This is a genomic window from Mycobacterium sp. TH-M103, from assembly GCF_057473785.1.
This window is the reverse complement of the sequence record NZ_JBYCLG010000162.1, coordinates 1-2,370: the sequence shown is the minus strand read 5'-3', so window position 1 is coordinate 2,370 and position 2,370 is coordinate 1. Positions and strand designations below refer to the sequence as shown.

The following is a 2,370-nucleotide window of genomic DNA, read 5'->3' as shown; positions in this document are numbered from 1 at the left end:
CTGGGCTACGGCCGCGGCGCCCGCATGGCCTTCGAGCGCGACGCGGTGACCGTGCTGTCCGGGGTGCGCCACGGCATCACCCTGGGCGGGCCCATCGCCGTCGAGATCGGCAACACCGAATGGCCGAAATGGGAAGCCGTGATGGCGACCGACCCGGTCGACGCCGCCGAGCTGGAGAACTCCGCGGCGCGCAACGCGCCCCTGACCCGCCCGCGGCCCGGCCACGCCGACTACGCGGGCATGCTCAAGTACGGCTTCGACGACGCCCGGCCGGTGCTGGAGCGGGCCAGCGCGCGGGAGACCGCCGCCCGCGTCGCGGCCGGGACCATCGCCCGGTCGTTCCTGCGCCAGGCGATGGGTGTCGAGGTGCTGTCCCATGTCGTCGCGATCGGGCCGTCGGAACCCTACGACGGCCCGCCGCCGCGCGCCGAAGACCTGCCCGCGATCGATGCCAGCCCGGTCCGCGCCTACGACAAGGCCGCTGAGGAGTCGATGATCGCCGAGATCGAGGCCGCCAAGAAGGACGGCGACACCCTCGGCGGCGTGGTCGAGGTCGTGGCGCTGGGCCTGCCGATCGGGCTGGGATCGTTCACCAGCGGCGACAACCGGCTCGACGGCCAGCTGGCCGCCGCGGTCATGGGGATCCAGGCGATCAAGGGCGTCGAGATCGGCGACGGCTTTGCCACGGCGCGGCGCCGCGGCAGCCGTGCCCACGACGAGATGTACCCCGGGCCCGACGGTGTCGTCCGGTCGACCAACCGGGCCGGCGGGCTCGAGGGCGGCATGACCAACGGCCAGCCGCTGCGGGTACGCGCCGCGATGAAACCCATCTCCACGGTGCCGCGGGCACTGGCGACGGTCGACATGGCCACCGGCGACGAGGCCGTCGCCATCCACCAGCGCTCGGACGTGTGCGCCGTGCCGGCCGCCGGCGTGGTGGCCGAGACCATGGTGGCGCTGGTGCTGGCCCGCGCGGCGCTGCAGAAGTTCGGCGGCGACTCGCTGACCGAGACCCGCCGCAACATCGACTCCTACCGGCGCGCGGTCGCCGAGCGGGAGGCGCCGGCGGCCCGTGGGACCGCGTGATGGCGCCCAAGGCGGTGCTCGTGGGGCTGCCCGGCTCCGGCAAGACCACTATCGGGCGGCGACTGGCCAGGGCGCTCGACGTGGAGCTGCTCGACACCGACGCGGCGATCGAGCAACGGACGGGCCGCAGCATCGCCGACATCTTCGCCACCGACGGCGAGCCGGAGTTCCGGCGCATCGAGGAGGACGTGGTGCGCACGGCGCTGGCCGACCACGACGGGGTCGTCTCACTCGGCGGGGGCGCGGTCACCAGCCCGGGGGTGCGCGAGGCGCTGGCCGGCCACCCCGTCGTCTACCTGGAGATCAGCGCCCGGGAAGGGGTGCGGCGCACCGCCGGTTCCACCGCGCGGCCGCTGCTGGCCGGCCCCGACCGCGCCGAGAGGTACCGCGACCTGATGGCCCAGCGCGTCCCGCTGTACCGGCGCGTCGCGACGATCCGGGTGGACACCAACCGCCGCAACCCCGGGGCGGTGGTTCGCAACATCGTGGAGCGGCTGCAGGAAACCGAGCCCAGCGGGGCGGCCACATGACCGGGACGACCGCGCCGGTCACCATCGAGGTGGCCGTCGATCCGCCCTACCCGGTGATCATCGGCACCGATCTGGGGGGCGAGCTGGACCGGCTGCTGTCGGGCCGGCACCGCGTCGCGATCCTGCACCAGCCGGCGCTGGCGGCCGGCGCCGAGGAGATCCGCGCCCGGCTGGCCGGCCACGGCGTCGATGCGCACCGCATCGAGATCCCCGACGCCGAAGCCGGCAAGGAGCTGCCCGTCGTCGGGTTCATCTGGGAGGTGCTGGGCCGCATCGGCATCGACCGCAAGGACGCCCTGGTCAGCCTGGGCGGCGGCGCGGCCACCGACGTCGCCGGCTTCGCGGCGGCCACCTGGCTTCGCGGCGTGTCGATCGTGCACATGCCCACCAGCCTGCTCGGCATGGTGGACGCCGCCGTCGGTGGCAAGACCGGCATCAACACCGACGCGGGCAAGAACCTGGTCGGCGCGTTCCACCAGCCGCTGGCCGTGCTGGTCGACCTCGCGACGCTGGAAACGCTGCCGCGCAACGAGCTGGTCTCCGGGATGGCCGAGATCGTCAAGGCGGGGTTCATCGCCGACCCGGTGATTCTCGACCTCATCGAGGCCGACCCGCAGGCCGCCCCGGACCCTTCCGGTGCGGTGCTGCCGGAGCTGGTGCGCCGCGCGATCGCGGTGAAGGCGCAGGTCGTGGCCGCCGACGAGAAGGAGTCGGAGCTGCGCGAGATCCTGAACTACGGCCACACCCTGGGCCA

General features: G+C 74.0%; 3 protein-coding genes. All 3 read left to right on the top strand.

The window, feature by feature from the left end; all coding sequences use genetic code 11:
• The coding region (aroC, locus tag AC2VOR_RS09185; RefSeq protein ID WP_486963653.1) for a chorismate synthase at window positions 1–1,086 on the top strand (1,086 nt) is incomplete at its 5' end.
• The gene (locus AC2VOR_RS09180; RefSeq protein ID WP_369739199.1) at window positions 1,086–1,616 is read left to right on the top strand and encodes a shikimate kinase; all 531 of its coding nucleotides are present in this window, start codon (window positions 1,086–1,088) and stop codon (window positions 1,614–1,616) included. The genes aroC and AC2VOR_RS09180, both read left to right, overlap by 1 nt.
• Window positions 1,613–2,370, top strand: a 758-nt coding sequence (locus AC2VOR_RS09175) for a 3-dehydroquinate synthase family protein (RefSeq protein WP_486963652.1), incomplete at its 3' end; no start/stop codon positions are given. The genes AC2VOR_RS09180 and AC2VOR_RS09175, both read left to right, overlap by 4 nt.

Excerpts from the sequence above, each read along its gene's own strand:
- AC2VOR_RS09180 (WP_369739199.1), top strand. The coding sequence starts at position 1,086 with ATGGCGCCCAAGGCGGTGCTCGTGGGGCTGCCCGGCTCCGGCAAGACC.